This is a genomic window from Amycolatopsis dongchuanensis (assembly GCF_039542405.1).
Classification (GTDB): domain Bacteria; phylum Actinomycetota; class Actinomycetes; order Mycobacteriales; family Pseudonocardiaceae; genus Amycolatopsis_E; species Amycolatopsis_E sacchari.
The window spans coordinates 32,023-48,023 of record NZ_BAABIB010000119.1 but is presented as its reverse complement, the minus strand read 5'-3'; the positions used below and the strand labels follow the sequence as shown (position 1 = coordinate 48,023).

Below are 16,001 nucleotides of genomic sequence, written 5' to 3'. Positions count from 1 at the left end.
GGAGATTCCCATGAGCGCACCCGCGACCGAGATCCCCGGCTACGTCGCCGGCACCTGGAAGATCGACGCCACGCACTCCGACGTGACCTTCACCGTGCGCCACCTCGGCGTGTCGAAGGTCCGCGGCCGCTTCGACCAGGTCGAGACCACGATCGTGACCGCGGAGAACGTGCTCGACTCGACGGTGACCACGACCATCCAGGCCGCGAGCATCGACACCAACAACGAGCAGCGCGACGCGCACGTGCGCGGCGAGGACTTCCTGGACGTCGAGAAGTTCCCGACCATCACCTTCACCTCGACCGGCATCCGCGTCGAGGACGGCGACTTCTTCATCGACGGTGACCTGACCATCCACGGCGTCACCAAGCCCGTCACCCTGAAGGCCGACCTGGGCGGCTTCGGCGACGGCATGGCGCCGGGCAGCAAGGTGCTGGGCATCTCGGCCTCGACCGAGGTCAGCCGCGGCGACTTCGGCGTCGGCGGCTCCATCCCGGGCGCCGTCGTCAGCGACAAGGTCAAGATCGAGCTGGACATCGAGGCCGGCCTGCAGGCCTGAGCCCGTCCGCGAGAAAGCCCCCTCCGTGCGCGGAGGGGGCTTTTCCGTGGTCACTTCCAGGCGTTCGCGAGCAGCGCCCTGGTCTCGCCGAGGAGCTGCGGCAGCACCTTGGTGTGGCCGATCACCGGCATGAAGTTCGCGTCGCCGCCCCAGCGGGGCACGACGTGCTGGTGCAGGTGCGCGGCGATGCCCGCGCCCGCGATCTCGCCCTGGTTCATGCCGATGTTGAACCCGTGCGCCCCCGACACCGAGCGGATCACCGTCATCGCGTGCTGCGTGAACGACGCCAGCTCGGCCGTCTCCTCCGCGGTCAGCTCCGGGTAGTCCGCCACGTGCCGGTACGGCAGCACCATCAGGTGGCCCGGGTTGTACGGGTAGAGGTTCAGCACCGCCCACACGTGCTCGCCACGCGCGACGATCAGCGCCTGCTCGTCGGGCAGGCCGAGCAGGCGGCAGAACGGGCAGCCCTCGGGCTCGTCCCCCTCGGGCTTGTCCTGCCCCTGCACGTACGCCAGCCGGTGCGGCGTCCACAGCCGCTGCAGCGCGTCCGGGACGCCCACCCCGTCCTGGGGCACCAGCTCGGGTTCGCTCACGCGGCCTCCTCAACGGACGCGGCAAGCCGCGGCAACCACACAACGTCGGCCAGCGTGGCGCCCATGGTTCGCTCGCAAGCTTCGCTCACGCGGCCTCCTCAACGGACGCGGCAAGCCCCGGCAGCCACACAACGTCGGCCAGCGTGGTGCCCATGGTTCGCTCGCAAGCTTCGCTCACGCCTTGAACACCTCAGCGCTCGGCGAGGTGTTCTCCCGCCGGGCGACCCAGCCCGTGATCGCCTCGACCGCGTCGGCCACCGGGACGCCGTTGATCTGGCTGCCGTCGCGGAACCGGAACGACACGGCACCCGCCTCGACGTCCTTCGCACCCGCCAGCAGCAGGAACGGCACCTTCTGCGTGGTGTGGGTGCGGATCTTCTTCTGCATCCGGTCGTCACTGGTGTCGACCTCGACCCGGATCCCCTTGGCGCGCAACGCCTTCTCCACACCCCGCAGGTGCTCGACGTGGTCGTCGGCGATCGGGATGCCGACCACCTGCACCGGCGCGAGCCACGCCGGGAACGCGCCCGCGTAGTGCTCGGTCAGCACGCCGAAGAACCGTTCGATCGACCCGAACAACGCGCGGTGGATCATCACCGGCCGCTGCCGCGAACCGTCGGCCGCGGTGTACTCCAGCTTGAACAGCTCCGGCAGGTTGAAGTCCAGCTGGATGGTCGACATCTGCCACGACCGGCCCAGCGCGTCCTTGGCCTGCACCGAGATCTTCGGCCCGTAGAACGCCGCGCCGCCCGGGTCCGGCACCAGCTCCAGCCCGGAGGACTCCGCCGCGGCGCGCAGCACCTCGGTGGCCTCGGCCCACACCTCGTCCGAGCCGACGTACTTCTCGTCGTTGCGGGTGGACAGCTCGAGGTAGAAGTCGTTGAGCCCGTAGTCGCGCAGCAGGTTCAGCACGAAGTCCAGCAGCGACTTCAGCTCGTCGCCCACCTGCTCCTGGGTGCAGAAGATGTGCGCGTCGTCCTGGGTGAAGCCGCGGGCACGGGTCAGGCCGTGGATCACGCCCGACTTCTCGTACCGGTACACGGTGCCGAACTCGAACAGCCGCATCGGCAGGTCCCGGTACGACCGGCCGCGCGAGGCGAAGATCAGGTCGTGGAACGGGCAGTTCATCGGCTTGAGGTAGTAGTCCTGCCCCGGCTTGCGGACCTTGCCGTCCTCGTCGTACTCGGCGTCGAGGTGCATCGGCGGGTACATGCCGTCGCGGTACCAGCCGAGGTGCCCGGAGATCTCGAACAGCGTGCCCTTGGTGATGTGCGGCGAGTAGACGAACTCGTAGCCCGCCTCGACGTGCCGCTGCCGCGAGTAGTTCTCCATCTCCTGCCGGATGATCCCGCCCTTGGGGTGGAACACCGGCAGCCCCGAGCCGATCTCGTCGGGGAAGGAGAACAGGTCCAGCTCGGCGCCCAGCTTGCGGTGGTCGCGCCGCTCGGCCTCGGCGAGCATCTCCAGGTACGCGTCCTGCGCCTCCTGGGACTCCCACGCGGTGCCGTAGATGCGCTGCAGCTGCGGGTTCTTCTCGTTCCCGCGCCAGTACGCGGCGGCCACGCGGGTCAGCTTGAACGCCGGGATGAACTTGGTGGTGGGCACGTGCGGGCCGCGGCACAGGTCGCTCCACACGCGCTCCTTGGTGCGCGGGTCGAGGTTGTCGTAGATGGTCAGCTCGCCGCCGCCGACCTCCATCACCTCGGAGGTGTCCACATCGGACTTGAGGTCGATGAGCTCCAGTTTGAACGGCTCGTCCGCCAGCTCCTCGCGCGCCTGCTCCGGGGAGTCGAAGCGGCGGCGGGAGAACTGCTGCGCCCCCTTGATGATCTGCTTCATGCGCTTCTCCAGCGCCTGCAGGTCCTCCGGGGTGAACGGGGTCTCGACCTGGAAGTCGTAGTAGAACCCGTCCTTGACGGGCGGGCCGATGCCGAGCTTGGCCTCCGGGAACTGCTGCTGCACCGCCTGCGCGAGCACGTGGGCCGCGGAGTGGCGGATGACGCTGCGGCCGTCCTCGGTGTTCGCGGCGACCGGCTCGACCTCGGTGTCGGCCTCGGGGGCCCACGAGAGGTCACGCAGCCGGCCTTCCGGGTCGCGGACGACGACGATGGTCTCCGGCCCCTTGGTCGGCAGCCCCGCCTCCCTGATCGCGGTGCCGGCCGTGGTCCCGGCCGGCACCACCACGCTCGCGGCGGGGGCGGTTGCGGCGGACGACGGCTGGTTCACGATGGGCTCCTTCTGCGGAAGTGACGACCCTTCGATGCTATCCGCCGTCCGCCACCCGGTTTCGGCCAGGCCAGGCAGATCAGACGGCCTCGACGACCTCGTCGTAGTCCAGCCGCGGCAGGCGGTCGAACCACGGGTTCTCCCCCGGCTTGCCCACGTTCACCACGACGAGGGAGTGCCACTTGCGGTCGGCGAAGAACTCCTTGTCGATGCCCGCGGCGTCGAACCCGGTCATCGGGCCCGCGGCGAGGCCGGCGGCACGCACGCCGATGATGAAGTAGCCGACCTGCAGCAGCGAGTTCAGCTTCGCGAACTCGGCGCGGGCCTCCTCGCTGCCCGCGAACATGTCCTTCGCGTCCGGCTTGTGCGGGAAGGTCTTCGGCAGGTTCTCGTGGAAGTCGGTGTCGGCGGCGAGCACGACGGTCACCGGCGCCGCGGCGGTCTTGGCGCGGTTGCCCTCGGCCATGTGCGGCAGCAGGCGCTCCTTGCCCTCGGGGGTGCGGACCACGAGCGCGCGCAGCGGCTGGGTGTTCATCGACGTCGGCGCCCACTTGACGAGGTCGTAGATCGCCTGGATCTGCTCGTCGGAGACCGGCTCGTCGCTGAAGGTGTTCGCCGTGCGGGCTTCGCGGAACAGCAGGTCCTGCACGTCCTGGGGCAGGTGCAGTGCGTCGGCCAGGCTGGCGGTCGAGGTCATGTCTCTCCTTCGGTCGGGAAAGGATCCACCCCGACCAACCTAGTTGAGCGCTTGACTATTTCGCCTCGCCGCTGTGGCCGTGCTCACTCCTACCGGTACACCCGCGCCCAGTCGACCTGCGCGGTCGTCGCGACCGGCGTGCCCGGGTGCTTGCGTACGAAGCTCAGCTGCAGCACCAGGTGCATGGGCGTCTGGGGGATGTACTTCGGGTCGTCGTAGACGCCCCACACCTGCCCGTCCAGGTAGAGGGTGATCTTGTCCGACTGCCAGTCGACCCCGAAGTTGTGCCACTGGGTCAGGTCCACCGGGTTGCTCTTGATGTACGGGCCCTTGAGGTTGCCCGGCCCGTGCAGCCAGCTCTCGGCGAACTGCCGCTCGGGGTTCCACGTCTCGGAGAAGTCGATCTCCCCCGCCTCGGGGAAGTTCAGGTCGTCGGCGCCCCAGAGCAGGAACGTCGGGGCGTAGTTGGCGTCGGCGGGCACCGGCAGCCGCGCCCGCACCTCCCACCGGCCGAAGGTCTGGTCCCCCTTCCAGGACAGCCCGCACGTCGTCCCCGCGTCGTCGGCCCTGCCGGCCAGGGTCAGCACGCCCCCGGACACGGTGCACTGCTTCCTGCTCCAGGTCTCGCCGACCGAGTTGGCGCCGTCGTAGACGTCCCACCGCTTGGTGTCGATCTTGGTGCCGTTGAAGTCGTCGCCCGCGACCAGCTGCCAGCCGTTGAGCACGGCGGCCTCGGTCGACGCGGGCTGCGGCGGGGGCGCTCCCGCGACCCCGGGACTCCCCTGCTCGGCCCGCTCCCCGCTGTCATCGCTGCCGAAGCGTTGCGTCGTGAGGACGAACGCCGCCACCGCAGCGACGATCAGCACGGCACACAGGATCAGGGGAGTAGTCCGTCGCTTCACGGCCGTGAAACCTACCTCACTCTTCTGGGTGATCTGCGGTGGCCGTCACATCACGATCAGTGCGCCGCCCCTGCGCCCTGGCGACCACGAACAACGCCTGCCGCCGCAGCCGCGCGCTGGGCGCCTTCGCCGCGCCGACCAGCCGGTCCCGCTTGCGCACCCGCCACTCCGGCGTGCCCGCGATCTCGCCGGTCAGCCTCCGCTGCTCGGCGTACCCGGTGTCGTCGAGCGCGTCGGACAGCGAACCCCGGCTGATCCGGAAGGCCGCCACCGACTGCCGCATGCCGTAGAAGTCGCCGCGTTCCAGCAGCCGCACCCACAGCGCGAGGTCCATCGGGAACTTCCAGCGCCCGTCGAACCCGCCCACCGCGTCGAAGTCCAGCCTGCGGAACAGCGCCGCCGCCGGTTCCCCCAGCGGGTTGCCCCCGTGGCGGACGACCCGCCGCACCACGTCCTCGCTCGCGTGCCTGCCCAGCAGCCCGCGCAGGCCGCGGTTGCGGCTCATCGGATGGGACTCCTCGTTGACCATCGTGCGCCGCCCGCACACCAGCGCGAGCCCGGGATCCCGCGTGAGCACGGCGTGCTGCCACTCCAGGCAGCGCGGGTGGAGCAGGTCGTCGGCACACAGCAGCTTCACCAGCGGCGCCCGCGACTCGGCGACCGCCCGGTTCCAGTTGTCCGCCACCGGCAGCACGGCGCGGTTGCGCACCACCCGCAGGCGGGGGTCGTCGAACTGGCGGAGGATCTCGGCGGTCCGGTCGGTGCTGGCGTTGTCCACCACGACGAGCTCGAAGTTCCGGAAACTCTGCGCGAGCACGCTGCGGAGGGTCCCCGCCAGGTATCGTTCGGCCTGGTATGCCGGGACACAGACCGAGACTTCGGGATTTTTCACCACACTTTCCCCCTCTGGGCGGAATTTTCGGAAGGCGCCGTCGCCGGCGCTCGCTCAGACTCGGATATGTGAAAGGTTTTGCGTTGGTAGCGACCGTGCTGACCGGTATCGGGTCGTTCCTGCCCCTGGTGGCCGGACCGGACCAGCCCGTGCAGATGATGCTCGGCGTCACGCACGGTCAGCACAGCCTCGGCTCGTGGCTCCCGGAGGAGGACCGCGCCGCCGGGGAGCAGATCCTCAGCTCCGCCCCCATGCTGCAGAACCAGCACATCATGGGCTTCGGCGCGCTCAACCCCGAGCCTGCCCCCGGCGAATACGACTGGTCCAGTCTGGACAGTCGGATGGACCTGATCGAGCGCACCGGCGGCACCCCGGTGCTGACGCTGTGCTGCTCGCCGGACTGGATGAAAGGCGGGAAAGCGGGCAGCACGGACTGGAACCGGCTGACCGACGCGCCGCTGCCCGCGCACTACGCCGACTTCGCCGAGCTCGCCGCCCGCGTCGCCGAGCGCTACCCGCAGGTGCACTACTTCCAGGTGTGGAACGAGCTCAAGGGGTTCTGGGACACCGCGGGCAACACGTGGGACGCGGAGGGGTTCACCGAGTTCTACAACCAGGTCTACGACGCGGTGAAGAAGGTGCGTCCCGACGCGGAGATCGGCGGTCCGTACGCGGTGCTCACGCTGTTCGCGATGGGCAACACCGGCTCCGCGATCGCGGGCCCCTACGGGCGCGTCGACGAGCGCGTGCTGTCGTTCTACCGGTACTGGAACACGCACAAGCACGGCGCCGACTTCGTGGCCGTCGACGGCTCCACGCGGACCTGGGACCAGGGGCTGATCACCTCGCCAGGCGCTGCGAGCGCTTTCTACACCGACGCCACCCGCTGGGTCTGCAAGCTGACCGGGCTGCCGGTGTGGTGGGCGGAGTTCTACCCGGACGCGGCCGACAACACGGACGAGGCCAGGGCCGCCGCCACGCTCGACGCGGTCGCGCGGGCCGCCGAGGGCGGCGCCTCCGCGATGCTGCTGTGGCAGCCGCAGGCCGAGGCCGACCTGCCCTACGGTGCACTGTGGACCGACCCGGCGGACGGCCCGATCTGCCCGACGAGCCTGACGAAGGCGTGGAGCTGGCTGGTGCCGCGGCTGCGGGCGGGCGTCGTCCAGATCGTGCGGGACGTGCCGCAGGCGCTGCTCCGGTTCGTCGACGCGGGGCAGACCCTCACGGTGAACCTGTCGGCCTCCGCGCAGCTGCTCCACCTCGACGGGGTGACCGAAAGCCTCCCGCCGTTCGCCGTCACCCTCGGCTGACGCGCTCATCCCGTCAGGCCCACCACGATCCGCGCGATCGCCCCGGCCACGGTGAACACCGTCAGGCCGACCGCGACGAAGTCGAGCGTCCTGATGCGGGAGGTGCGCGCGCTCGCCGAGTCCGTCGAGCGGCGCCCGACGGCGATCTCCTTCAGCACGGTGCGCACCACCAGCACCACCAGCAGCGCCACCCCGCAGACCGCGGTGAGCAGCGTCAGCACGTCCCCCGCGCTCATCCCGTTCCTCCCTCCGCGGGCTGGGGGTTCGGCATGGCCTCGTTGGCCCTGCCCAGGACCAGCGCCCCGTCGTCGTTGAACACGACCCGGTAGAGCCTGCTCGCCTGCAGGCCCTGCAGCAGCTGCTGCTCGTAGCCCGGGGCCGCCGCGTTCAGGATCTCCAGGTACGCGAACTGCGGCCCGGTGAGCACAAGGTAGTCGGGCCCCTTCTCCTGCAGGCACTCGACGGCGGCGGGCACGTGCACGAGGTCGGCGCAGTAGATGTCCGCCTCGGACTGCTCCACCTCGCCGACCCTGGCGAACGCGCTCGGCACGGCGTTGACCAGCGAGTCCACCCGCTGCCCCGGCTGCGCCTGGCCGACCGCCCACGAGGCGGCGGCGAAGTCCTGCCTGCTCATGGACGTGTACGCGTCGTTGCCGCCGCGCGCGACCAGCGTCATGCCTGCCAGCACCGTGAGCGCGAGCCACGGGATCGCGGCGACCGCCATCGTGCGCCGCGGGCGGTTGCGCCAGCGCAGCCGCCGCGCCTCGGTCAGCGCCCGCTCCAGCAGGATCGCGCCGGGCAGCGCCATGATCGGCAGGGCGAACAGGAAGCAGCGCATGAACACCTCGCCGCCGTAGGACTGCACGAGCGCGAGCCCGAACGGCGCGGCGCACAGCGTGGGCAGCAGCCACGACTTCAGGTTGTCCCGGCGCATGGCGAGGATGCCCAGCAACGCCAGCGCGGCGACGTAGCCGCTGGCCGCGATGCGGATGAGCAGCACGACCAGGTGCCCGACGTCGCCGGACAGCCTGCTGAAGATCCCCTGGTCCACGGACGAGCTGACGTCGCCGAGCGGGCTGAGGATCATCTGGATGAGCTGCCCGCTCCAGAAGTCCGTCGCCCCGAGCGAGAACCACACGACGGCGGCGCCGAACACCACGAACGGCAGCCACGCCGGCCACAGCCGCCCGAACAGCAGCAGCAACAGCAGCATCCCGGCCAGCACGAACGGGGTGAGCTGGTGGGTCGGCGCGAGCCCGAGCGCGATCAGCACGACCGCGCCCTGCGCGACGAGCCGCGCCTTGGGGCTCGACCGGGGGGCCAGCCGCACGCGCAGCCGGGCCTTCACCGGTTCGGTGAGCCGCGGCCGCACGAGGTGCCGGAACGTGAGGGTGAGCGCGGCCAGCATCAGCACCATGGCGGTGGCCTGCGGGGAGAAGTAGTCCTGCTCGGTCCAGTTCCCCGCCAGGAACAGCCACGGCGCGAACCACGAGGCCCGCCGGTTGCCCAGCGCCGACACCGCGAGCGCGCGCACGCCGAGCACCATCAGGCCGGCGAACACGACCGGGGCCCAGTTCAGCAGCGGCAGCGCGTTCGGGATCCCGGCCGCCTTGGTGATCATCGCGACCAGCGAGAAGAACCCGGCCCAGGAGAAGCGGGCGTCGTAGCCCTGCAGCACCTCACCGTGGTTCGCGATGTACTCGGCGAAACCGGAGTGCAGCCACGCGGTCGGCAGCCGGGCGATCTCCTCGACGGCGGGCTGCACGCCGTAGACGAACACGACGCCGAGCAGCGTGTAGCCCGACATGAACCACGTGCGCGGCTGGTACCGGAGCAGTTCCAGCACCACCGCGGCGACCAGCAGCGGGTACGCGAGCAGGGTGGGGACCGACAGGTTCGCGATCAGCCCGATCGGCCCGATCGCCGACGGCGGCACCGGGTGCAGGCCCACCACCCAGAGGATCACCGAGACACCGGCGAGCCCCGGCCCGAAGAACGGGTCCGCCAGGATGGCCGGCTTTCCCGGCCCCGGGCCCGGCCGTGGCCGCACCGCGCGTGGCCGGACGGGCATCTCCTCGGGCGGGGTCAGGCTGCCGGTCGACGGGATGTAGCGGGTCTGGTCACCCGGCGACGGGTAGTGCATCGGCCGGTTCGTGCCCGGGTACCGGCGCACCGGCCGGTCCGGGCGGAACGGCCGCAGGAACCGGGTCGCGACGCTCACGCGCGCGCCTCCCGCAGGCGGCGGCGCAGGTCGAGCAGCACGACGGCGGCCAGCCCGCACTGCCCGGCCAGCAGCCCGATCCCGAACGCCGCGGTCGTCGGCAGCACCAGCGCGAACACGACGGCCAGCGCCGCGGTGAGCGCGTGCAGCACCGCCACGCCCGACCCCCGCCCCTGCCCGAGGTGCACCGCGATCGCGACGAGCACGACCAGGCGGGGCGCCTGCGCCGCGAGCAGCGTCCGCAACAGCCCGGTGCCCGAGGTGTACTCCGGCCCGAAGATCATCAGCGCCACCCCGGCCAGCAGACCGCCGAGCAGCAGGAGCGGCACGAACACCGCGGCCAGCCGCGCCGCCGTGCCGCGCACCAGCTCACGGGCGTGCTCCGGCTCGGCGGACAGGCGCACCACCAGCGGGTTGACGAACATCGTCGCCGCCAGGTCCAGCGCGTTGATCGCGGTCCAGACCACGAAGAACACCGCGTTCGCGTCGGCGCCGAAGCGGTGCAGCATGATCAGCGGGACGAGGTTGTAGAGCACGACGACGCACACCGTCCCCGGGTACGTCGGCCCGAGCAGCCGCACCACCTCACGGCGGTCCGGCAGCACTCCCGGCTCCTCCTGTGGGCGCAGCCGGCGGAACACCAGCGCCGTCACCACGAGCACCGTCAGCACGGTCGGCACCAGCCAGGACAACACGAGCCCGAGCCCGCCCACCAGCGGCGCGAGCACCACCAGCACGACCAGCCTGGCCAGCGCGAACAGCCCGTTCTCGACGGGCACCCAGCGCGCCCTGCCCACCCCGGTGAGCACCGCGTCCTGGAACTGGAACACCGTCCACGCGGTCGCGGCGACCAGGAACAGCCACCAGCCCCCGGTGACGTGCCCGGCGACCTCACCGCCGGCGGGCACGAGGACGAACACGACCGCCCCCACCAGCCCGCCCGCGAGCACCAGCAGGTACGTGCGCTTGAGCAGCACCGGCCGCTGCGCGCCCGAGCGCGGCAGCCACCGCAGCACCGCGGGCCCGAGCCCCAGTTCGGCGATGCCGGCGACCAGCAGGATCCCGGAGACGAACGCGGAGGTGTGCCCGACGTCGGCCGCGGGCAGCAGCCACGCGGCGAGGATCCAGCCCACCATCCCGGCGACCGCGCTGATCGCCGCGCTGGCCGACAGCGCGAGCCCGTCGGCGAGCATGCCCCGTCCGGAGCGCGCGGCATCGAGCGGGGCCTGCGGGCGCGTGCGCAGGCGGGGCCAGCGGGTCACCGGGCACCGGCCTCACGGGGTGGCCTGCTGCGCACGACGTGGTGCGCCAGCAGCGCCGACGTCAGCACCGCCAGCACGACGACCGCCGCCTCCGGGTGCCAGGCGTGGGTGAGCACCAGCATCTGCGCCACCACGAGGGTGAGCGCGAGCGACAGGCCGACCGCGCTGATCCACGTCACCGACACGTGCCGCACGTTGACGTAGGAGATCAGCGCCCAGCCGGGCGCGGTGGTGACGAACACCAGCACCAGCAGCGTGCGCACGGGGGTGGTCAGCCCGGTGACGACGAACAGCACGGTCAGCAGGCAGACGCCGAGCAGGCAATAGGCGGTGATCCGCCGGTTCCTCAGTTGCTCGAGCACCCGCCGCCTCTTCTCTCCTGCCCCTGCCTATGGTTACCGATGGCCCGACCGGGCCCCGAACCGGTACCGCCGCCACGCCTTCGCCAGCGCGACCGGCCCGCTGAGCATGCCGGAGCGCTCGTCGCGGCGCAGCTGGCGCAGCCGCGAGCGCGCGGCGCGGTCGGACAGCGGCAGCTCGGGCGTGCGGGCGGCGAGGCGGGCCGCACCACGCGGGATCCGCCGCAGGATCGAGAACACCCCGATCGGCCGGCGCAGCACGGACAGCAGCAGCATCGCGGTGAGCCCGACGCCGTAGCCGCGCATCTGCTCCCGCAGCTCCAGCCAGTCGGCGCGGTGGGTGTGCCGCGCCACGGCGTGGGGCGTGTAGACGACGGTGCCGTCGGCGCGGGCCAGCCGCACGAACAGGTCGAGGTCCTCCCCCGCCATCGCGGGCGTGCCCGCGCCCAGCAGCGGGTCGTACCCGCCCAGGCTCTCGAACGTCGAACGGCGCCACGTGGTGCAGCTGCCGGGACCGTAACGCGCGAGCGACAGCGGGTACAGCGGGTCCTCGCGCACGGTCTCGCGGTCGAGCCGCTGGCGGCGCACGTGCTGGCTGTACCCCTTAAGCCGCTCGAACAGCACCTCGGCGTCGGTCTCCAGGCTCGCCGGCAGCACCATGGAGGTGACGCAGCCGACCTGCGGGTCGGCGACGAACTCCTCGGCCACGGCGTCGAACCAGCCCGGTTCGACCCTGATGTTCTCGTCGACGAACGCGATGAACTCGCCCTTGCTTTCGCGGGCGCCGGTGTTGCGGGCGACGCTCACGCCCTTGCGCGGCTCCACCAGGTACCGCGCGCCGAGCGCCTCCACCTCCTCGCGCAGCCAGGGTTCGCCGTCGGGCAGGTTGTCCACGACCAGGATCTCCAGCCGCGGGTACCCCGCCGCCAGCGCGGCGCGCACGCTCGCGACCGCCTGCTGCTTGCGGTGCGCCGTCGGGATCACGACGCTGATCAGCGGCCGCTCGAAGTCGGGCTTGGGGGCCGGCGCGGCGGGCGTGCCGAAGCCGAGCAGGTCCAGCCGCACCACCCCGCGGCGCACCGGCAGCAGCACCACGTCTAAGGTCCGGTCCCCGTCCCGCACGAGCACCTGCGCGGCGCGGTAGTGCCCCACCGCGCGGGCGGGCACCGGCAGCTGTGCCGGCATCCGGTTGATGTCCACAGTGGCCACGTGGATGGGCCCGTGCACGAGCTTGGGCGGCGCACCCAGCTTCAGCCGGCGGCGCGACAGCTTCCCGCGCGCGTAACCCGCGGCGGTCGAGCCCACGACCAGGCAGAGCGCGAGCACGCCCAGCGCGCCGGAGCCGCGCCCGCGCAGCAGGCGGCCCAGCTCCCGCAGCAGGGCGGCCGGGATGACCCGGCTGAGGTAGTCCCGTTCCGTCGCCAGCGCCGCGTCGGCGCCGACGGACCGCGAGACCAGCGCCTTCGACACGCCCTCGCCCCAGCCCCGGCGGCGCAGGTAGCCCCACGTGAGCCGGTCGGGGGTGACGCGGTGCCGCACGACGGCCTCCGGGCGGAACAACACGACCGAACCGGGCGAGGCCTGGTGCAGCCGGATGCACAGCTCGGTCTCCTCGCAGCCGAGCGGGGTCCGCCCGACGCGGCCGAGGTCCTCGGTGAACAGCCCGGCGAGCTGGAACGCCTCGCGGCGGAAGGACATGTTGCAGCCCATCAGGTTCCGCACCGGCGTCTCCGAGGTCGGCTGCCCGGTGTAGGTGCAGCCGACGACCCAGTCCAGCTCCCCCGTGCCGTCGCCGCCCGCGGGCAGCAGCGGGCTGCGTTCGCCGTCCGGCCACACCGGCCGCGCGGAGCCGCCGACCGCGAGCACGCGCGGATCCCGGTACCCGGCGAGCAGCTGCTCGAGCCAGTCCGGTTCGGGCACCGCGTCGTCGTCGAGGAACGCGACGACCTCACCCTTGGCCAGCTCGATCGCGGTGTTGCGGGCACCGGACAGGCCGCGCCGCCCCGCGTTGGGCACGACGAGGACGTCGGGGAACTCCGCCGCCGCCCGCCGCTCCAGCTCGGGGTTGTGGTCGACGACGAGGATGATCTCGCCCGGCCGCACGGTCTGCGCCCGCAGCGACGACAGCCCCGCCACCAGGTCGTCCCAGCGGCGCTCGGTGTAGGCGCACAGGACGACGGTCGGCGCGGGTTCGGTGGGACTCATACCGGCTCGCCCACGTTCTCGGTGGCGGGCAGCGGCAACGGGTTGAAGGTGCCGAAGCGGCGGCTGCGGCGCTGCTTGCCGACCCGCTGCCACTCGGCGACGAGCGTGCGCAGCACCCGGCCGCCGTCGCTGAAGGTGCGCAGGTTCGTCTCGCCGTGGATGCGCGCGCGCTCGACGCTGGGCACCTCGGTGATCCACAGCCCCAGTGCGGCGACCCGGCAGTTGATCACGGTCTCGATCTCGAACCCGTCGCCCCAGCGCATCGCGGGCCCGTCGGGGGCGAACACCGGCGGCAGCGCCAGGAGCGGCACCAGGTCCCGCCAGAAGGCGTTGTAGCCGTAGCACAGGTCGGTGAAGGCGCCGCTGAACAGCGTGTTGCTCAGCCGGTTGAGGCCCGAGTTGCCGGCCGCGCGCAGCGCCGTGATGTCGTGGCTGCCGCCGCCGGGCGCGAACCGGCTGCCCTTGGCGAAGTCGGCGCCGCCGACGAGCGCGTCCACGAAGCGGGGGATCTCGGCGGGGTCGGCGGAGCCGTCGGCGTCGAACATGACGATGACGTCGCCGGTGGCCGCGAGGAAGCCGCACGCGAGCGCGTTGCCCTTGCCGCGCCGGGTCTGCTGGATGACCCGCACGCCCGGCCGCACCTCGTGCGCGACGCGGGCGGTGTCGTCGTCGGAGTGCCCGTCGACGACGAGGACCTCGTGCACCTCGGGCAGCTCGGGCAGCACCACACGCAGGTTGGCTGCCTCGTTCTTGGCAGGGACGACGACGGTCACGGCGGGTTCGAGACGGCGTTTCGGGGTGTGCCGGGCGGCCAGGGCGATCGCGTCGCCGAGGTTCTCGTACTCGGGCCGGGGGGCGCCGGTGACGGGACGCGGGGAGTCGATGGTCGTCACGCGCTGGTTTCCTCACGGGCGGGGGTTATCGGGGAAGACATTTTCTCGGACGCCTGGCGGCGGCTCAGGTTCGGCGACGCCGCAGATCATCTCCCAGCAGCTGCCGTTCCCGCTGTTCACGCAGCCATGCCAATCGGGTGAAACGCTGCTCGAACGTGTTGGGTGTGAGCCCGTGGCGGGTGTACGCGTCGGCGAGCTCGCGCGCGCCGTCCGGGACGCTCCACGCCGCGGTGAAGCCCGGCAGCGCCGCGCGGATGCGGGAGAAGTCGACCCGGTAGGAGCGGGGGTCGGGACCCGCTTCCCCGGTGATGACGAGCTTCGCGTCGGGGACCGCCTCGGTCACGGCCTCCGCGATCTGGCGCACCGTGAGGTTGTTGACCTCGGTGCCCACGTTGAACGCCTGGTCGTGCACCGCGTCGACAGGGGCGGAAAGCGCTTCCCGGAACGCGGCGGCGATGTCGAGCGCGTGCACCAGCGGCCGCCACGGCGTGCCGTCGGACAGCACGCGCACCTCGCCGGTGAGCACGGCGTGCCCGACGAGGTTGTTGAGCACGATGTCGGCCCGCAGCCGCGGCGAGAAGCCGAAGGCGGTCGCGTTGCGCAGGTACACGGGGCTGAACCCGGAGTCGGCGAGCTCGTGCAGGTCGTCCTCGACGCGCACCTTCGACTCGGCGTACGGGGTCACCGGCCGCAGCGGGGCATCCTCGGTGACGAGCTCCTCCCCCGCCGCGCCGTACACCGAGCACGTCGAGGCGTAGAGGAACCGGCGCACGCCCGCGTCCTTGGCCAGGCGCGCCAGCCGCACGGAGGCGGCGTGGTTGATGTCGTAGGTCAGCTCGGGCTTGAGCGAGCCCAGCGGGTCGTTGGACAGGGCGGCGAGGTGGATCACCGCGTCGGCCCCGGCGAGCCGGTCGGCGGTCACGTCCCGCAGGTCCACGGGTTCGCCGGGCGGGTCGTCCGGTTCCGGGCCCAGCACGCACTCGGCGAACAGACCCGAGTCCAGCCCGAAGACCTCGTGCCCGGCCTCCCGCAGCACGGGCGCCATCACCGTGCCGAGGTAACCCTGGTGTCCGGTCAGCAGTACCTTCACGCGCTCGCCCCCACGGGTGCCTTCTTCTCCCAGAGCATCCACGGCCGCTCGCCGCTTTCGTACGCGGCGTCCAGCGCGGCCCGTTCCTTGAACGTGTCGGCGGGCTGCCAGAACCCGCGGTACGGGTAGGCCACGAGCCTGCCCTTGCCCGCGAGGGTGCCACAGGCGTCCTCCACGAGGTCGCCGTTTTCGGGAATGTGGTCGAAAATCTCCTGCCGCAGCACGAAGAACCCGGCGTTCTCCCACACCGGCAGGCTCGCCGCGGAGCTGATCGTGCGCACCTTGGTGCCCTCCAGCTCCACGCAGTGGAACGTGGACTGCGGGGGCACGACCATCATCGAGGCACCGGCGTCGGCGGCCCGGAAGTTCGCGATCATCTCGTCCAGCGGGGCGTCGGAGAGCACGTCGGCGTAGTTGGCGAGGAAGATCTCCTCGTCGGCGACGTGCTCACGCACGCGGCGCAGCCGCTCCCCGATCGAAGACTCGGTGCCCGTGTGCACGAAGGTGATCGACCAGTCGCTGATGTCGGTGGAGAGCAGCTCGACCCGGCCGTCGCGCAGCACGAAGTCGTTCGACGCGGTCTCGGTGTAGGTCAGGAAGAAGTCCTTGATGTGCCGGGCGCCGTAACCGAGGCACAGCACGAAGTCCTTGTGCCCGAAATGGGCGTAGTAGCGCATCACGTGCCACAGCAGCGGGCGCGGGCCGACGAGCTGCATCGGCTTGGGCACGTCGTCCGCGGGACCGTTGCGCATGCGCATGCCGTAGCCACCGCAGAACAGCACCACCTTCATG

At 71.7% G+C, this 16,001-nt stretch carries 15 protein-coding genes; 2 read left to right on the top strand and 13 right to left on the bottom strand.

The features are described from left to right. The first annotated feature begins 10 nt into the window (after nucleotides 1-10). Nucleotides 11-559: a YceI family protein gene (locus ABFX51_RS30450; protein WP_091514253.1), complete on the top strand. Its 549-nt coding sequence runs from the start codon at nucleotides 11-13 to the stop codon at nucleotides 557-559. Nucleotides 560-609: 50 nt separating this feature from the next. Here the strand turns inward: ABFX51_RS30450 and ABFX51_RS30445 are convergent, their stop codons facing one another. The 5 genes from ABFX51_RS30445 to ABFX51_RS30425 all read right to left on the bottom strand — a co-directional run bounded on the left by ABFX51_RS30445 (nucleotide 610) and on the right by ABFX51_RS30425 (nucleotide 5,869). Then, nucleotides 610-1,152, bottom strand: coding sequence for an HIT family protein (locus ABFX51_RS30445; RefSeq protein WP_091514251.1), 543 nt, complete (start codon nucleotides 1,150-1,152; stop codon nucleotides 610-612). Between the two features lie 174 nt (nucleotides 1,153-1,326). Further along, complete coding sequence (gene thrS, locus ABFX51_RS30440) at nucleotides 1,327-3,378, bottom strand: threonine--tRNA ligase (protein ID WP_346055712.1); 2,052 nt, start codon at nucleotides 3,376-3,378, stop codon at nucleotides 1,327-1,329. A gap of 79 nt (nucleotides 3,379-3,457) precedes the next feature. Next, a complete protein-coding gene (locus ABFX51_RS30435) occupies nucleotides 3,458-4,075 on the bottom strand; it encodes a malonic semialdehyde reductase (RefSeq protein WP_346055711.1) in 618 nt (205 codons plus the stop codon). 89 nt (nucleotides 4,076-4,164) lie between these two features. After that, nucleotides 4,165-4,941, bottom strand: a complete 777-nt coding sequence (locus ABFX51_RS30430) for a glycoside hydrolase family 16 protein (RefSeq protein WP_346055710.1) — start codon at nucleotides 4,939-4,941, stop codon at nucleotides 4,165-4,167. Nucleotides 4,942-4,993: 52 nt separating this feature from the next. Continuing rightward, nucleotides 4,994-5,869 carry a glycosyltransferase family 2 protein gene (locus ABFX51_RS30425; RefSeq protein WP_346055709.1) on the bottom strand — a complete coding sequence of 292 codons (876 nt, stop codon included), beginning with the start codon at nucleotides 5,867-5,869 and terminating at the stop codon, nucleotides 4,994-4,996. 83 nt (nucleotides 5,870-5,952) lie between these two features. On the opposite strand from ABFX51_RS30425, the gene ABFX51_RS30420 reads away from it, so the two are divergent. Beyond that, the gene (locus ABFX51_RS30420) at nucleotides 5,953-7,179 is read left to right on the top strand and encodes a hypothetical protein (protein WP_346055708.1); all 1,227 of its coding nucleotides are present in this window, start codon (nucleotides 5,953-5,955) and stop codon (nucleotides 7,177-7,179) included. 5 nt (nucleotides 7,180-7,184) lie between these two features. On the opposite strand, the gene ABFX51_RS30415 is transcribed toward ABFX51_RS30420, so the two are convergent. The 8 genes from ABFX51_RS30415 to ABFX51_RS30380 all read right to left on the bottom strand — a co-directional run bounded on the left by ABFX51_RS30415 (nucleotide 7,185) and on the right by ABFX51_RS30380 (nucleotide 16,000). Then, a complete protein-coding gene (locus ABFX51_RS30415) occupies nucleotides 7,185-7,415 on the bottom strand; it encodes a hypothetical protein (protein ID WP_091514239.1) in 231 nt (76 codons plus the stop codon). Beyond that, a complete protein-coding gene (locus ABFX51_RS30410; protein WP_091514238.1) occupies nucleotides 7,412-9,400 on the bottom strand; it encodes a hypothetical protein in 1,989 nt (662 codons plus the stop codon). Before ABFX51_RS30410 ends, ABFX51_RS30415 begins: the two co-directional genes overlap by 4 nt. Beyond that, a complete protein-coding gene (locus ABFX51_RS30405) occupies nucleotides 9,397-10,662 on the bottom strand; it encodes a lipopolysaccharide biosynthesis protein (RefSeq protein ID WP_346055707.1) in 1,266 nt (421 codons plus the stop codon). The genes ABFX51_RS30410 and ABFX51_RS30405 overlap by 4 nt, the downstream gene beginning before the upstream one ends. Next, nucleotides 10,659-11,024 carry a hypothetical protein gene (locus tag ABFX51_RS30400; protein WP_091514234.1) on the bottom strand — a complete coding sequence of 122 codons (366 nt, stop codon included), beginning with the start codon at nucleotides 11,022-11,024 and terminating at the stop codon, nucleotides 10,659-10,661. Before ABFX51_RS30400 ends, ABFX51_RS30405 begins: the two co-directional genes overlap by 4 nt. 33 nt (nucleotides 11,025-11,057) lie before the next feature. Then, nucleotides 11,058-13,226: a glycosyltransferase gene (locus tag ABFX51_RS30395; protein ID WP_091514231.1), complete on the bottom strand. Its 2,169-nt coding sequence runs from the start codon at nucleotides 13,224-13,226 to the stop codon at nucleotides 11,058-11,060. After that, on the bottom strand, nucleotides 13,223-14,119 hold the full coding sequence (locus tag ABFX51_RS30390) for a glycosyltransferase family 2 protein (protein WP_091514229.1): 897 nt from the start codon (nucleotides 14,117-14,119) through the stop codon (nucleotides 13,223-13,225). Before ABFX51_RS30390 ends, ABFX51_RS30395 begins: the two co-directional genes overlap by 4 nt. Nucleotides 14,120-14,183: 64 nt before the next feature. Continuing rightward, entirely contained in the window at nucleotides 14,184-15,209 is a 1,026-nt protein-coding gene (locus ABFX51_RS30385) for an NAD-dependent epimerase/dehydratase family protein (protein WP_091514226.1), read from the bottom strand. Next, entirely contained in the window at nucleotides 15,206-16,000 is a 795-nt protein-coding gene (locus ABFX51_RS30380; RefSeq protein WP_091514225.1) for a glycosyltransferase family protein, read from the bottom strand. The genes ABFX51_RS30385 and ABFX51_RS30380 overlap by 4 nt, the downstream gene beginning before the upstream one ends. Between the last annotated feature and the right edge of the window lies 1 nt (nucleotide 16,001).

Excerpts from the sequence above, each read along its gene's own strand:
- ABFX51_RS30435 (WP_346055711.1), bottom strand. The coding sequence starts at position 4,075 with ATGACCTCGACCGCCAGCCTGGCCGACGCACTGCACCTGCCCCAGGAC.
- ABFX51_RS30395 (WP_091514231.1), bottom strand. The coding sequence starts at position 13,226 with ATGAGTCCCACCGAACCCGCGCCGACCGTCGTCCTGTGCGCCTACACC.
- ABFX51_RS30415 (WP_091514239.1), bottom strand. The coding sequence starts at position 7,415 with ATGAGCGCGGGGGACGTGCTGACGCTGCTCACCGCGGTCTGCGGGGTG.
- ABFX51_RS30450 (WP_091514253.1), top strand. The coding sequence starts at position 11 with ATGAGCGCACCCGCGACCGAGATCCCCGGCTACGTCGCCGGCACCTGG.
- ABFX51_RS30380 (WP_091514225.1), bottom strand. The coding sequence starts at position 16,000 with ATGAAGGTGGTGCTGTTCTGCGGTGGCTACGGCATGCGCATGCGCAAC.